Origin of the sequence: Pseudomonas sp. 2hn (assembly GCF_019646095.1) — a bacterium.
GTDB lineage: Bacteria > Pseudomonadota > Gammaproteobacteria > Pseudomonadales > Pseudomonadaceae > Aquipseudomonas > Aquipseudomonas peradeniyensis.
This window is the reverse complement of record NZ_CP081016.1, coordinates 5,379,441-5,393,497: the sequence shown is the minus strand read 5'-3', so window position 1 is coordinate 5,393,497 and position 14,057 is coordinate 5,379,441. Positions and strand designations below refer to the sequence as shown.

Below are 14,057 nucleotides of genomic sequence, written 5' to 3'. Positions count from 1 at the left end.
TTTGCCGCGTGTCGGCGGTCAGCGCGCCTGCAACTGGCGATCAATGGCGTCCATCAAGCGGCCGCCGATGTCGGTGTTGTAGGCTGCGTCGATTTCGCGGATGCAGGTCGGGCTGGTGACGTTGATCTCGGTGAGGTAGTCGCCGATCACGTCCAGGCCGACGAACAGCAGGCCCTTCTCGCGCAGGGTCGGGCCGACCTGGGCGGCGATCCAGCGGTCGCGCTCGCTCAACGGCCGGGCTTCGCCGCGTCCGCCGGCGGCCAGGTTGCCGCGGGTCTCGCCGCTGGCCGGGATGCGCGCCAGGCAGTAGTCCACCGGCTCGCCGTCGATCATCAGGATGCGTTTGTCGCCGTCCTTGATCGCCGGCAGGTAGGCCTGGGCCATGATCTGCTGGGCGCCGAGCGCGGTCAGGGTCTCGAGGATCACCGACAGGTTGGGATCACCGGCCCGGTGACGGAAGATCGAGGTGCCGCCCATGCCGTCCAGCGGCTTGAGGATCACATCGCCATGCTCGGCGGCGAAGGCGCGGATGATGTCCGGGCGGCGGCTGACCAGGGTCGGCGGCGTGCACTGCGGGAACAGCGTGGCAAACAGCTTCTCGTTGCAGTCGCGCAGGCTCTGCGGGCGGTTGACCACCAGCACGCCTTCGGCCTCGGCCTGCTCCAGCAGGTAGGTGCTGTAGACGAACTCCATGTCGAAGGGCGGGTCCTTGCGCATCAGGATCACGTCCAGCTCGGCCAGCGGGCTGTCCTGTTCCTCGTCCAGCTCGAACCAGCGGGCCGGGTCGGCGAACACCTTGAGCGGGCGCATCCGCGCGCGGGCCTTGCCCTGGGCCTGGTACAGGTCGCGCTGTTCCATGTAGAACAGGCTCCAGCCACGGGCCTGGGCGGCCAGCAGCATGGCCAGCGAGCTGTCCTTTTTGTAGGAGATGGACGCGATGGGGTCCATGACAATCCCGAGGCGAACGCTCATGGGGTAGTTCCTCTTGGCGGCGGGTGGCCGCGATGGCACGAAAGAAAAGTGGCTCAGGGTGGCGCCGGGCGCGCCCACGGTCAAGGGGCGGGCGGATGGAATGGCCCTCGGGACTGTGTTAAAAAGGCCAGGCACATGGCCTGCACGGCCTTTTGGCGAATTCGCTCCCAGGCAGAAGCGCAACTATGGAACAACCCCTGAAGGTGATGGTGATCGACGACTCCCGCACGATCCGCCGCACCGCGCAGATGTTGCTCGGTGAGGCCGGCTGCGAGGTGATCACCGCCAGTGACGGCTTCGATGCCCTGGCCAAGATCGTCGACCACAAGCCCCGGATCATCTTCGTCGATGTGCTGATGCCGCGCCTTGACGGTTACCAGACCTGCGCCATCATCAAGCACAACAACGCGTTCAAGGACACCCCGGTGATCCTGCTCTCTTCACGCGATGGCCTGTTCGACAAGGCCCGCGGCCGGGTGGTCGGCTCCGACCAGTTCCTGACCAAACCGTTCAGCAAGGAAGAACTGCTCGACGCGATCCGTGCCTGCGTGCCCGGCTTCGTCGCGCAGGACCCACACGCACCCTGACGCCGCCCTCGCCGGACGGCGTCTCTATTTCCTGATGGGGAAACAGCATGGCCCGAATTCTGATTGTCGACGACTCGCCGACAGAGATGTACAGATTGACCGAATGGCTGGAGAAAAGCGGCTATGGGGTGCTCAAGGCCGACAATGGCGCCGACGGCGTGGCCCTGGCCCGCCAGGAGAAGCCCGATGCCGTGCTGATGGACATCGTCATGCCCGGCATGAACGGCTTCCAGGCTACCCGGCAACTGAGCAAGGACCCGGAAACCAGCGCCATTCCGGTGATCGTGGTGACCACCAAGGACCAGGAGACTGACCGTATCTGGGCCCAGCGCCAGGGCGCCCGCGATTTCCTGACCAAGCCGGTGGAGGAAGAGGCGCTGATCGCCAAGCTGAAAGAAGTGCTCGGCGCTTGACCACCCGCCCCCAGGGCGCGTCGCTGACCGCCTTCGAGCTGTTGCTGGACATCGACCGGCGCTGCCGCCTGCTGGTGGCCGACCAGCCACCGCAGGACACCCGCCTGCAGCAGTGGAGCGGCATCGGCTTTCGCATTGCCGGGCAGTGGTTCGTCGCACCCATGGGCGAGGTTGCCGAGGTGCTGCGCGAGCCCCGCAGCAGCCGGGTGCCGGGCGTGCAGCCGTGGGTTCGCGGGGTGGCCAACCTGCGTGGGCGGCTGTTGCCGGTGATGGACCTGTGCGCGTTCTTTGGCCTCGGCCCGGCGGCGACGGGCAAGCAACGGCGGGTGCTGGTGCTGGACCACGAGGAGCTGTTCGCCGGGCTGCTGGTGGACGAGGTGGTCGGCCTGCAGCACTTCGTCCTGAGCAGCCTCGAGCTGTCGCCGCCGCAGCCGCTGATTCGCGCGGCCGCGCCCTTCGTGCAGGGCCATTTTCCCCGTGAACGCAACTGGGCGATCTTCAGCCCGTTCGCCCTGGCCCAGGCCCCGGGTTTTCTCGATGTGGCGTTGTAGAGGATTTTCGACGTGAACAAGCCAGGACCTTCAGTTGCCACCGCCGGCGTCTCGCCGGCCGCCGTGGCCCAGCGCCCGCGCAGCACCGCGCAGATCACCGTGCTGTTCGTGGTGCTGATCCTGTCGATCGTCCTGCTGTTCGCCAACTTCGCCTACCTCAACACCCAGGCCAACCACGACAAGCAGTACATCGGCCATGCCGGCGAGCTGCGCGTGCTGTCCCAGCGCATCGCCAAGAACGCCACCGAGGCGGCGGCGGGCAAGGCGCTGGCGTTCAAGCTGCTCAGCGATGCGCGCAACGACTTCGAGCGGCGCTGGAGCTACCTGCGCGAGGGTGACAAGACCACCGGCCTGCCCGCCGCGCCGGTGACGGTGCGCGACGAGATGGACGCGGTGCGCCAGGATTGGGAGAACCTGCGCAAGAACACCGACACCATCCTCGCCAGCGAACAGACCGTGCTGTCGCTGCACCAGGTCGCGGCCACCCTGGCCGAAACCGTGCCGCAACTGCAGGTCGAGTACGAGAAGGTGGTGGAGATCCTGCTGCAGAGCGGCGCGCCGGCCAACCAGGTGGCGGTGGCCCAGCGCCAGTTGCTGCTGGCCGAACGCATTCTCGGCTCGGTCAACACCGTGCTCGCCGGCGACGAGACCTCGGTGCAGGCCGCCGATGCCTTTGGCCGCGATGCCAGCCGCTTCGGCCAGGTGCTCGAAGGCATGCTCGCCGGCAACCCGACGATTCAGGTCACCCGGGTCGAGGACGCCGATGCCCGGGCGCGGCTGGCCGAGATCGCCGAGCTGTTCCAGTTCGTTTCGGGCTCGGTGGACGAGATCCTCGAGACCTCGCCCGAGCTGTTCCGCGTGCGCGAGGCCGCCGGCAACATCTTCAGCCTGTCGCAGACTTTGCTCGACGAGGCCTCGCACCTGGCCAACGGCTTCGAGAACCTGGCCGGCGGGCGCACCCTGGACACCGTCGGCGGCTACGTGCTCGGCCTGCTGGCGCTGGCCTCGATCATCCTCATCGGCCTGGTGATGGTGCGTGCCACTCACCGCCAGTTGCGCGAGACCGCCGAGAAGAACGAACGCAACCAGCAGGCGATCATGCGCCTGCTCGACGAGATCGAGGAGCTGGCCGACGGCGACCTGACCGTCACCGTGTCGGTCACCGAGGACTTCACCGGCGCCATCGCCGACTCGATCAACTATTCGGTCGACCAGCTGCGCGACCTGGTGGCCACCATCAACCACAGCGCCGAGCAGGTCGCCGCCGCCGTGCAGGACACCCAGAACACCGCCCGCCAGCTGGCCAAGGCCTCCGAGCACCAGGCCGAGCAGATCAGCGAGGCCTCCGAGGCGGTGGGCGACATGGTCGAGTCGATCGACCGGGTCTCGGCCCACGCCTACGAGTCGGCCAAGGTGGCCGAGCGCTCGGTGGCCATCGCCAACAAGGGTAACGAGGTGGTGCACAACACCATCCACGGCATGGACAACATCCGCGAGCAGATCCAGGACACCGCCAAGCGGATCAAGCGCCTGGGTGAGTCCTCCCAGGAGATCGGCGACATCGTCAGCCTGATCGACGATATTGCCGAACAGACCAACATCCTCGCCCTCAACGCGGCGATCCAGGCCTCGCTGGCCGGCGAGGCCGGTCGCGGCTTCGCCGTGGTCGCCGACGAGGTGCAGCGCCTCGCCGAGCGATCCTCCTCGGCGACCCGGCAGATCGAGGCGCTGGTACGGACCATCCAGGTCGACACCAACGAGGCGGTGATTTCCATGGAACAGACCACCGCCGAAGTGGTGCGCGGCGCGCGCCTGGCGCAGGATGCCGGGGTGGCCCTGGCGGAAATCGAGGGCGTTTCGCAGACCATGGCCGAACTTATCCACAGCATCTCCGACGCCGCCCAGTTGCAGACCTCCTCGGCCGGGCAGATTTCCCACACCATGGCGGTGATCCAGCAAATCACTGCGCAGACCTCCGCCGGCTCCGGCGCCACCGCTGACAGCATCCGCCACCTGGCGCGCATGGCCAGCGAGATGCGCCGCTCGGTGTCCGGCTTCACCTTGCCCAAACCGGTGGAGCGCTCGTGAACGAGGCGAACCTGAACGCGCCCGGCGAGCGTCACGACACAGTGGCCCTGGCCTGGACCAAGGCGCCGATCCTCGATTGCCTGGGCCAGGCACGCCAGGCCCTGGAGCGCTTCTCGGCGGAGCCGGGCGACCTGTCGATGCTGGCGTTCTTCGTCGACAACCTGCACCAGGTCCACGGCTGCCTGCACATGCTCGCGCTGCCGGGCGCGATGCGCCTGGCCGAAGAGCTGGAGCTGCTCGGGCGGGCCATGGCCGACGGCCAGGTGAGCCCGCGTGGCGATTGCCTGGGCGCGCTGTTCCGCGGGCTCGAGCAATTGCCGCCGTACCTGGACCGCCTGCGTGGCGCGCGCCACGACCTGCCGCTGGTGGTCATGCCGCTGCTCAACCAGCTGCGGGTCTGCCGCGGTGCCGAACCCCTGGCCCAGGGCAGCCTGCTGGGTGACCTGGGGCAACGGCTGGCCGGTGCGGCGGACCTGGCCAACCTCGACCTGTCCCTGGGTAGCTGGCGCGACCACATGCAGGCCGGCCCCGGGCGCGATGCGCTGCGCTCGGTGGTGATGGCCCTGTGCGACGACCTGATGCGCATCAAGGACCGCCTCGACCCCTTCGTCGGTGGCGAGCGCTCGCCCAGCGAGCCACTGGAGGCGCTGCTGCCGCCCTTGCGGCACGTGGCCGATACCCTGGCGGTGCTGGGCTTCCAGCAGCCGCGACGGGTGATCATCGACCAGGTGCTGGCGTTGCAGGCACTGGTCGAAAAAGACGGCGGCGTGGACGAGGCGGTGCTGATGGATGTCGCCGGGGCACTGCTGTATGTCGAGGCCACCCTCAACGGCATGGTCGGTCCGCTGGAGGAAATCAGCCCCGGCAGCCTGCCCGGCTCGGACCTGGCCGAAATCCGCCAGCTGGTGCTCAACGAATCGCTCAACGTGCTGCAGCAGGCCAAGGACCTGATCGGCGATTGCCTGGAGTCCGACTGGTCACGCCAGCGTCTGCAAGCCCTGCCCGGGTTGCTGCAACAGGTGCGCGGGGCGCTGGCGATGCTGATGCTGCCTGCCGCCGCCGAGGTGTTCGCCGGTTGCGCGGGCTATGTGCAAGGCTGGCTGGTGCACCTGGAGGAGGAGCCGCAAGCGGACGAACTGGCGCACCTGGCCGATGCCCTGAGTGCCGGCGAGGCCTGGCTGCAATGGCGGGTGGCCGATCCGCTGGCCGACGCCCAGCGCTTCATCGACATGGCCCACGCCAGCCTGGCCGCGCTGGGCGTGCAGTGCGTGCGCGACACGTCAGCTGCGGGCGGTGAGCAGGCGCTGGACGGCATCGACGATGAGTTGCGCGAGGTGTTCCTCGAAGAGGCTGGCGAGCTGCTGCCGGAAATCGAGCGCCAATGGCTGCGCTGGCGAGCCGACAACGGCCTGCGCGAGGCGTTGATCGAGGTGCGGCGGGCACTGCACACCCTCAAGGGCAGCGGGCGGATGGTCCATGCCGAAGCCGTGGCCGAGCTGGCCTGGGGCGCCGAGCACCTGCTCAATCGGGTGCTGGAAGGGCGCATCGTGCTCAGCGCCGAAGGCTTGGTGGCGCTGCAGCAGGTGTTCGTGCGCCTGCCCGACCTGCTCGCTGATTTCGCCGCCAGCCAATTGCCGCCCACGGCCGAGATCGAGCAGCTGGCCGGGCACCTGCATGCGTTGGCGCTCAACGACACACCGGCCAGCGCCAGTATCGATGGCCTCGATCCGCACTTGCTTGAGATCTTCCGCAACGAGGCCCAGGGCCATTTGGCCGGGCTCGACGGGTTCCTGCAGACGGTCGACGGCCGGGGCAGCGCGGTCAACGACAGCCTGCAACGCGCCCTGCACACCCTCAAGGGCAGCGCCGCCATGGCCGGCGTGATGCCGGTCGCGGAACTGGCCACCGCCCTCGACCGCCTGGTGCGTGAATACAAGGGGCACCAGTTGCCCCTGCAAGTGGCCGAGATCGAACTGCTGGAGGCGGCGCGCGCGCTGTTCCATCTGGGCCTGGCCCAGCTGGGCAGCACGCCGCTGGCGCCGATCCCAGGGGCCGCCGGGCTGATCGAACAGGTCGGGCAGACGGTTGACGCCCGGTTGGCCCAACTCCAGGCCGAGCCGCATCCGCCGCGCCGGCTCCGACGCGATCCGCAGCTGACGGCCACTTTCTTGACCATGGGCATGGATATCCTGCTCGATGCGGAGGCGCGGCTCGCCAACTGGCAGGGCGACCCCGCGCAACACCATGAGTTGCACCTGCTGCTCGAGGAGATGACCACCCTCGGTCACGGCGCGCACCAGGCCGAGTTGTGGCAGGTGGATGAGATCTGCGAAGGGCTGCTCGACCTGTACGGTGCGGTGGAGGAGGGCAGCCTGGCCGTCACGCCGCGCTTCTTCGCCGTCGCCCGGCAAGCCCATGAGGCGCTGCTCGACCTGTTCGACGAGATAGCCGCCGGCCAGGACCCGAATCCCCGGCCCGAATGCCTGGCGGCCCTGCATGGCCTGCTCGATGATGCCCTCGACCCTGCAGCATTGGGTTTGGTCGGGGCGAACGGTGTCACGGTGCTTACGGCGCCAGGCGAGTTGCCGGACCCGGCGGTGGTCGAGCTGTTCCTCGAAGAGGCCGGGGATATCCTTGACGGTGCCGACCAGGCCTTGCGGCAATGGAAGGCCGATCCGGACAGCCTGTCGCCGCTGTCGGCGCTGCAGCACGATGTGCTCACCCTCAAGGGCGGGGCACAGATGGCGGCGATCGGCGCCGTCGAGGTGCTGGCCCAGGAGCTGGCGCTGCTCTACGAAGGCTTGGTGGACCGCCGGCTGGGTGCCAGCCCGGCACTGTTCGAGCTGCTCCGGCGCAGCCATGACGCCCTGGCCGAAATGCTGCGCAGCCTGCGCGAGGGCCAGGCACCGCTGTCGGCGGTGGCGTTGCTGGGCGAATTGCGCGAGTTCCGCCACAGCGCCCCGCCTCCCGTCGCCTCCGAGCCGCAGGACGACAACGAAGAAACCGAGGGCGACAAGGAGCTGCTGGAGGTTTTCCTCGAAGAGAGCTCCGATATCCTCGAGAGCGCCGCCGAGTCCCTGGCGCGCTGGCAGGCCGACCCGCGCAACACGGTCGAGGTGGAGAACCTGCTGCGCGACCTGCACACGCTCAAGGGCGGCGCGCGCATGGTCGAGATTGCCGCTATCGGCGACCTTGCCCACGAACTGGAGTTCCTCTACGAATTGCTGGCCGCCGGGCGCCTGCCGTCGACGCCGGCCCTGTTCAGCCTGCTGCAGAACTGCCATGACCGTCTGGCGCACATGCTCGATGCGGCGCGCCTGGGCGAGCCGCTGCATGCGGCCACGGCGCTGATCGACTACATCCGCAACTTTTCCAGCGCCGCCCTGACTGACAGCGCCGCTGGCCAGCCCCAAGCCGAAGTCGCTCCCGCCGAGACCCCGGCCGCCGCCCCCGAGCGGGCGGGTGACATGGTCAAGGTCGATGCCGAACTGCTCGATGACCTGGGCAACCTGGCCGGTGAGCACTCGGTGATCCGCGGGCGCATCGAGCAGCAGGTGAATGACGCCCAGTTTGCGCTGAACGAGATGGAAACCACGCTGGAGCGCATGCGCGACCAGCTGCTGCGCCTGGACATCGAGACCCAGGGGCGGATTTCCAGCCGTCACCAGTTCGAGGGTGACGCCTATGACGATTTCGACCCGCTGGAGATGGACCGCCATTCCCAGCTGCAGCAATTGTCGCGGGCGCTGTTCGAGTCCACCTCGGACCTGCTCGACCTGAAGGAAACCCTGCTGCAGAGGGCCCAGGAAGCCTACAGCCTCCTGCAGCAGCAGGCACGGGTCAACAGCCAGCTGCAGGAGGGCCTGACCGCCACCCTGATGGTGCCATTCGAGCGGCTGGTGCCCCGTTTGCAGCGGGTGGTGCGGCAGGTGGCCAGCGAGTTGGGCAAGCAGGTCGAGCTGGTGGTCGGCAATGCCGAGGGCGAGCTCGACCGCAGCGTGCTCGAACGCATGGTCGCGCCGCTGGAACACATGCTGCGCAACGCCGTCGACCATGGCCTTGAGGCCCGCGAGGCGCGCCTGGCGGCCGGCAAGCCGGAGCAGGGCACCATCCACCTGAACTTGCTGCACGAAGGCGCCGACATCGTCATCGAGATGAGCGACGACGGCGCAGGGGTGCCGCTGGAGGCGGTGCGCAACAAGGCGATCAAGCGCGGCCTGCTCGATCCGCAGGCGCGCCTGAGCGACCACGAGATCCTGCAGTTCATCCTGCGCCCCGGGTTCTCCACGGCCGAGAAGATCACCCAGATCTCCGGGCGCGGCCTGGGCATGGACGTGGTCCATGAAGAGGTCAAGCAACTGGGCGGCTCGATGAGCATCGAGTCCAGCCCCGGCAAGGGCGCGCGTTTCCTGATCCGCCTGCCGTTTACCGTGTCGGTGAACCGGGCGCTGATGGTGCACGTGGAAGACGAGCAGTACGCCATCCCGCTGAACACCATCGAGGGCATCGTGCGTGTGCCACCGGCGGAGCTGGAGGCCTGCTACCGGCTCGACCCGCCACGCTACAGCTATGCCGGCCACGATTACGCGCTGCGCTACCTCGGCGACCTGCTGCAGGGCGGCGGCCAGCCCGGGCTGCTAGGCCAGAGCGTGCCGCTGCCGGTGCTGCTGACCCACTCCCATGAGCAGTCGTTCGCCATCCAGGTCGACAGCCTGTCGCCCAGCCGCGAGATCGTGGTCAAGAGCCTCGGCCCGCAGTTCGCCGCGGTGCCGGGACTGTCCGGCGCCACCCTGCTGGGGGACGGGCGGGTGGTGCTGATTCTCGACCTGCTCGGCCAGTTGCGCGGGCAGCAACGGCGCCTGGCGCGGCTGCCGGGCGTGGCCGAGGGGGCGCATGGGCTGACTGGCCCGGTGCCCCGGCGGCCGTTGCTGGTGATGGTGGTGGACGACTCGGTGACCGTGCGCAAGGTCACCAGTCGCCTGCTCGAGCGGCACGGCATGAGCGTGCTGACGGCCAAGGACGGCGTCGATGCCATGGCGCTGCTCGAAGAGCACCGTCCGGATGTGTTGTTGCTGGATATCGAGATGCCGCGCATGGACGGCTTCGAAGTGGCCACGCGGATCCGTCGCGATGAGCGCCTGAGCCAGCTGCCGATCATCATGATCACCTCGCGTACGGGCCAGAAGCACCGCGACCGGGCCATGGCCATCGGCGTCAACGACTACCTCGGCAAGCCGTACCAGGAATCGGTGCTGCTGCAGAGCATCGCCCACTGGAGCCGACCCCATGCTTGAACATATCGCCGGTCAGCGCAGCAGCCTGACCGGGTTGCTGCTGCCCCTGGGTGACCGCACCCTGGTGTTGCCCAACGTGGCAGTGGCCGAACTGATCGGTCACCGTGTCATCGCCTGTGAACCGGGGGAGCCGGCCTGGCACCTGGGCTGGGTCGACTGGCGCCAACAACGGTTGCCGCTGATCGGCTTCGAAGCGGCCTGCGGCGGGCAGACCCCCTGCGGCGAGCGGGCGCGGGTGGTGGTGCTCAACGCCCTGGGGGATACCGGGTTGCGTTATCTGGCATTGCTGCTGCAGGGGATCCCGCGCTCGTGCAAGCTCGACAGCCAGCTGAATTATGTCGATGTGCCGTTGGCGGGGCTGGAGCTGGCGGCAGTGCAGGTGGGTGAACAGGTGGCGCGGGTGCCTGACCTGGCGGGGTTGGAAAGATTGGTGCGTGACGCGCAACTGCAACCTGTAGCCGATTAGGATGGTGTCTGGGCGGGCCCTATCGCGGGGCAAGACCGCTCCCACGACAAGGTGTGGGAGCGGCCTGTCAGGAATCCGAGCGGCGTAGCGAGGTCTTTGCTTGCATGTACCATGGTGAACGTTTCAACGCCTGGACCCACCTGGTCGGTGCGGTCCTGGCCTGCATTGGCGCGGTCTGGCTGATTGTCGTGGCCGGCCTGCAGGGCGATCCCTGGAAGATCGTCAGCTTTTCCATCTACGGTTTCACGCTGCTGTTGCTCTACAGCATCTCCACCCTCTATCACAGCACGCGAGGACGAGCGAAACGCGTCATGCGCAAGCTCGACCACCTGTCGATCTATCTGCTGATCGCCGGCAGCTACACGCCATTCTGCCTGGTGAGCCTGCGTGGGCCGTGGGGCTGGAGCCTGTTCGGGGTGGTCTGGGGGCTGGCGCTGATCGGCATGCTGCAGGAGATCAAGCCGCGCTCGGAGGCGAGGATCCTGTCAATCGTCATCTACGCACTGATGGGCTGGATCGTGCTGGTGGCGGTCAAGCCGCTGCTGCACAGCCTGGGCGGCGCCGGCTTTGCCTGGCTGGCGGCCGGCGGCGTGTTCTACACCGTCGGCATCATTTTCTTCGCCTTCGATAGCCGGTTCCGCCATTGGCATGGCATCTGGCACCTGTTCGTCATTGCCGGCAGCCTGATGCACTTCGTCGCGGTATTCTTCTACGTGCGTTAGTTAGAAATCGCCCCACAACTGCTGGGCCACCGACAACGCCACCACCGGCGCGGTCTCGGTGCGCAGTACCCGTGGACCGAGGCGGGCGGCGTGGTAGCCGCTGGCCTTGGCCTGCTCGACTTCCGCATCGCTCAGGCCGCCTTCCGGGCCGATCAGGAAGGCCAGCTTTGCTGGTTTTTCATGGCTGGTCAGCGGTTCGGCCACCGGGTGCAGCACCAGCTTGAGGTCGGCCTCGGTGCCCTTGAGCCATTCGACCAGGGTGACCGGTGGGTGGATCACTGGCAGGGTCGAGCGACCGCACTGTTCGCAGGCACTGATCGCCACCTGGCGCCAGTGGGCCAGGCGCTTGTCGGCACGCTCGTCCTTCAGGCGCACTTCGCAGCGCTCGCTGACGATCGGGGTGATTTCGTTGACACCCAGTTCGGTGGCCTTCTGGATCGCCCAGTCCATGCGCTCGCCGCGGGACAGGCCCTGGCCGAGGTGAATGTGCAGCGGCGAGTCGGCCTGGCCGGGGAGAGCCTGGTCGAGGCTGACGCGCACGCTTTTCTTGCCCACCTCGAGCAGTTGGCCGAGGTATTCCTGGCCGCTGCCGTCGAACAGCTGTACGGCGTCGCCGGCGGCCATGCGCAGCACGCGGCCGATGTAGTGGGCCTGGGCTTCGGGGAGCTCGTGCTCGCCAAGGCCAAGCGGGGCGTCGATGAAGAAGCGGGAGAGTCTCATGGTTCTACTCGGAATCTAATTAGGGGCATCGCCCCTGTAGGAGCGGCCTTGTGCCGCGAAAGGGCCGCAAAGCGGCCCCGGCGGTTTCTGCTGCGAAGCTGAAAACCTGGGGCTGCTCCGCAGCCCTTTCGCGGCACGAGGCCGCTCCTACAGGGGGCCGTGTGAAGGCATGGGCCTAGCCCGGATCGCGGAAATCGGGGTGGAAATCGGCGGGTACCGCCACGCTGACGCTGTCGCGGGTGGCAATGTCGATCCCTTCGCTGGCCACCTCGGCCAGGAAGTCGATCTGCTCCGGGGTGATCACGTAGGGCGGCAGGAAGTACACCACGCTGCCCAGCGGGCGCAGCAGCGCGCCACGACTCAGGGCATGTTCGAAGACTTTCAGACCGCGGCGCTCCTGCCAGGGGTAGGCGGTCTTGCTGGCCTTGTCCTGGACCATCTCGATGGCCAGGGCCATGCCGGTCTGGCGGATCTCGGCGACATGGGCGTGGTCGGCCAGGTGCGCGGTGGCGCTGGCCATGCGCGCCGACAGGGCCTTGTTGGCCTCGATGACGTTGTCCTGTTCGAAGATGTCCAGGGTCGCCAGGGCCGCGGCGCAGGCCAGCGGGTTGCCGGTGTAGCTGTGCGAGTGGAGGAAGGCGCGCAGGGTCGGGTAGTCGTCGTAGAAGGCCTGGTACACCTTGTCGGTGGTCAGGCAGGCGGCCAGTGGCAGGTAGCCGCCGGTCAGGGCCTTGGACAGGCACAGGAAGTCCGGGCGGATGCCGGCCTGCTCGCAGGCGAACATCGTGCCGGTGCGGCCGAAGCCCACGGCGATTTCGTCGTGGATAAGGTGCACATCGTAACGGTCGCAGGCCTCGCGCAGCAGCTTGAGGTACACCGGGTGGTACATGCGCATGCCGCCGGCGCCCTGGATCAGCGGCTCGACGATCACCGCAGCGATGCTGGCGTGGTGTTCGGCCAGGGTCTGCTCCATGGCCGCGAACATGTTCCGTGAGTGCTCCTCCCAGCCCATGCCTTCGGGGCGCAGGTAGCAGTCCGGGCTCGGCACCTTGATGGTGTCCAGCAGCAGCGCCTTGTAGGTCTCGGTGAACAGCGGCACGTCGCCCACCGACATCGCCGCGATGGTCTCGCCGTGGTAGCTGTTGGTCAGGGTGACGAAGCGTTTTTTCTGCGGTTTGCCGATGTTCTGCCAGTAGTGGAAGCTCATCTTCAGCGCCACTTCGATGCACGACGAGCCATTGTCGGCGTAGAACACCCGGTCGAGACCCGCCGGCGTCATCGCCACCAGGCGCTCGGAAAGCTCGATCGCCGGCTGGTGGCTGAAACCAGCCAGGATCACGTGCTCGAGCTGGTCGACCTGATCCTTGATGCGCTGGTTGATGCGCGGGTTGGCATGGCCGAAAACATTGACCCACCAGGAGCTGACCGCGTCCAGGTAGCGCTTGCCCTCGAAGTCCTCGAGCCACACGCCCTCGCCGCGGCGGATCGGGATCAGCGGCAGCTGCTCGTGGTCTTTCATCTGGGTGCAGGGGTGCCACAGGACCTTGAGGTCGCGTTGCATCCACTGATCGTTGAGGCCCATGGGCACTTCTCCTGGCGTTACGGCTCGGTTTGACCGCGTAAGCCTAAGCAATGCCGTACGGCAGGACAACCGTTGGGACGCGGCTACCTCATTGAAGCTGGACCAGCGACCATTGCAGCTCACGCAGGCGCACGACGGAGCGTGGCCATGTGCAGATGGTCAGGCTCAAGACAGGGCGATCCAGCGTGTGCACGTGGCGGCCGTATTGGCCCGGGCCGCGCACAAATACGCTCTCGCCGTCATAGAGTTCGAGCCAGTACGCTTGGCTGATGCCCTTGCCGAATCTGCAGATGTCCAGCTCGAACGACAGGCCATGGACGAGGCGACCGAAATCGATCGTGACGTCGCATTCACCCAGCAGGGTCAATTCCTTGGCCATTTGCCATTCGTCGGTGACGTAATTCTCGATTTCTACCTGACCTTGGGTACGCATGCTCCAGGCTGACGTGGTGTTCCAGTTCAGTTTCGCTTGGGGCGGTGAGAGGATGAGGTCGAATGGCGCTATGCAAGGCACGATCTTGTCCATTTGGGTGTTGGCCTGATCGCAGCTTGCTGTCGTGGTGGCGTGAGGTACAACTGACAAAATTACCAGTTGCCAAAAGCACTTGATGTCACTGCGGTGGCAGGGTCGGCAGAGGTGACGTATTCTTAACGCATCTCTC

Annotated in this window: 11 protein-coding genes; 7 read left to right on the top strand and 4 right to left on the bottom strand. The window is 67.2% G+C overall.

Annotation, left to right across the window (positions count from 1 at the left end):
• Positions 1–18: 18 nt before the first annotated feature.
• Positions 19–972 carry a glutathione synthase gene (gene gshB / locus K2O50_RS24335; RefSeq protein WP_050707244.1) on the bottom strand — a complete coding sequence of 318 codons (954 nt, stop codon included), beginning with the start codon at positions 970–972 and terminating at the stop codon, positions 19–21.
• 185 nt (positions 973–1,157) lie between these two features.
• Here gshB and pilG point away from each other — a divergent pair, with 185 nt between their 5' ends.
• From pilG to trhA, 7 genes are all read left to right on the top strand, one after another.
• On the top strand, positions 1,158–1,559 hold the full coding sequence (pilG, locus tag K2O50_RS24330; protein ID WP_050707243.1) for a twitching motility response regulator PilG: 402 nt from the start codon (positions 1,158–1,160) through the stop codon (positions 1,557–1,559).
• A 47-nt stretch (positions 1,560–1,606) separates the two neighbouring features.
• The gene (gene pilH / locus K2O50_RS24325) at positions 1,607–1,972 is read left to right on the top strand and encodes a twitching motility response regulator PilH (RefSeq protein ID WP_028688352.1); all 366 of its coding nucleotides are present in this window, start codon (positions 1,607–1,609) and stop codon (positions 1,970–1,972) included.
• On the top strand, positions 1,969–2,523 hold the full coding sequence (locus tag K2O50_RS24320) for a chemotaxis protein CheW (protein ID WP_050707242.1): 555 nt from the start codon (positions 1,969–1,971) through the stop codon (positions 2,521–2,523). The genes pilH and K2O50_RS24320 overlap by 4 nt, the downstream gene beginning before the upstream one ends.
• Before the next feature lie 63 nt (positions 2,524–2,586).
• Positions 2,587–4,611: a methyl-accepting chemotaxis protein gene (locus K2O50_RS24315; RefSeq protein ID WP_156329677.1), complete on the top strand. Its 2,025-nt coding sequence runs from the start codon at positions 2,587–2,589 to the stop codon at positions 4,609–4,611.
• Entirely contained in the window at positions 4,608–9,905 is a 5,298-nt protein-coding gene (locus K2O50_RS24310; protein ID WP_052896125.1) for an Hpt domain-containing protein, read from the top strand. Before K2O50_RS24315 ends, K2O50_RS24310 begins: the two co-directional genes overlap by 4 nt.
• A complete protein-coding gene (locus tag K2O50_RS24305; RefSeq protein WP_050707240.1) occupies positions 9,898–10,371 on the top strand; it encodes a chemotaxis protein CheW in 474 nt (157 codons plus the stop codon). Before K2O50_RS24310 ends, K2O50_RS24305 begins: the two co-directional genes overlap by 8 nt.
• Before the next feature lie 104 nt (positions 10,372–10,475).
• Positions 10,476–11,093 (top strand): PAQR family membrane homeostasis protein TrhA, encoded by a 618-nt coding sequence (gene trhA / locus K2O50_RS24300; protein ID WP_050707239.1) that lies wholly within the window; start codon positions 10,476–10,478, stop codon positions 11,091–11,093.
• On the opposite strand, the gene K2O50_RS24295 is transcribed toward trhA, so the two are convergent.
• The 3 genes from K2O50_RS24295 to K2O50_RS24285 all read right to left on the bottom strand — a co-directional run bounded on the left by K2O50_RS24295 (position 11,094) and on the right by K2O50_RS24285 (position 13,921).
• A complete protein-coding gene (locus K2O50_RS24295) occupies positions 11,094–11,813 on the bottom strand; it encodes a 16S rRNA (uracil(1498)-N(3))-methyltransferase (protein WP_050707238.1) in 720 nt (239 codons plus the stop codon).
• A gap of 175 nt (positions 11,814–11,988) precedes the next feature.
• A complete protein-coding gene (locus K2O50_RS24290; protein WP_050707237.1) occupies positions 11,989–13,395 on the bottom strand; it encodes an adenosylmethionine--8-amino-7-oxononanoate transaminase in 1,407 nt (468 codons plus the stop codon).
• Between the two features lie 88 nt (positions 13,396–13,483).
• On the bottom strand, positions 13,484–13,921 hold the full coding sequence (locus K2O50_RS24285) for a hypothetical protein (RefSeq protein WP_156329676.1): 438 nt from the start codon (positions 13,919–13,921) through the stop codon (positions 13,484–13,486).
• Positions 13,922–14,057 lie beyond the last annotated feature (136 nt).

Bases quoted from the DNA above. Each gene is read 5' to 3' on its own strand.
- K2O50_RS24295 (WP_050707238.1), bottom strand. From the start codon at position 11,813: ATGAGACTCTCCCGCTTCTTCATCGACGCCCCGCTTGGCCTTGGCGAG.
- K2O50_RS24305 (WP_050707240.1), top strand. From the start codon at position 9,898: ATGCTTGAACATATCGCCGGTCAGCGCAGCAGCCTGACCGGGTTGCTG.
- K2O50_RS24290 (WP_050707237.1), bottom strand. From the start codon at position 13,395: ATGGGCCTCAACGATCAGTGGATGCAACGCGACCTCAAGGTCCTGTGG.
- trhA (WP_050707239.1), top strand. From the start codon at position 10,476: ATGTACCATGGTGAACGTTTCAACGCCTGGACCCACCTGGTCGGTGCG.
- pilG (WP_050707243.1), top strand. From the start codon at position 1,158: ATGGAACAACCCCTGAAGGTGATGGTGATCGACGACTCCCGCACGATC.
- pilH (WP_028688352.1), top strand. From the start codon at position 1,607: ATGGCCCGAATTCTGATTGTCGACGACTCGCCGACAGAGATGTACAGA.
- K2O50_RS24285 (WP_156329676.1), bottom strand. From the start codon at position 13,921: ATGGACAAGATCGTGCCTTGCATAGCGCCATTCGACCTCATCCTCTCA.
- gshB (WP_050707244.1), bottom strand. From the start codon at position 972: ATGAGCGTTCGCCTCGGGATTGTCATGGACCCCATCGCGTCCATCTCC.